We start from the raw sequence: 233 nt of genomic DNA, 5'->3' as shown, positions 1-233 counted from the left end.
ACAACCTGCTTAACGGTACCATCACCAGCGTGCTCGGCGCCACCATCACCGCGGGGACCTTGACTACCGTTGGCTCCGTGCTGGGTGCAACAATTACAGCAGGCACGATCAGCGCCACTATTCTCGGCGGGACCGTCAGCACAACCATCCTCGGCGGTACGATCAGCGCAACACTACTGGGTGGAACGATCACCAACCTACTTAACGGCACCATCACCAGCGTGCTCGGAGCC

1 pseudogene is annotated in these 233 nt (G+C 60.1%); it reads left to right on the top strand.

Annotated elements, in window-relative coordinates:
* A pseudogene (locus QMG93_RS35170) lies at positions 1 to 233 on the top strand (hypothetical protein); the annotation flags it as partial.

Origin of the sequence: Paenibacillus tyrphae (genome assembly GCF_027925525.1) — a bacterium.
GTDB classification, from domain to species: Bacteria; Bacillota; Bacilli; order Paenibacillales; family NBRC-103111; genus Paenibacillus_G; species Paenibacillus_G tyrfis_B.
Note: the sequence above shows the minus strand (reverse complement) of the source record. Positions and strands in the feature narration are given on the sequence as shown.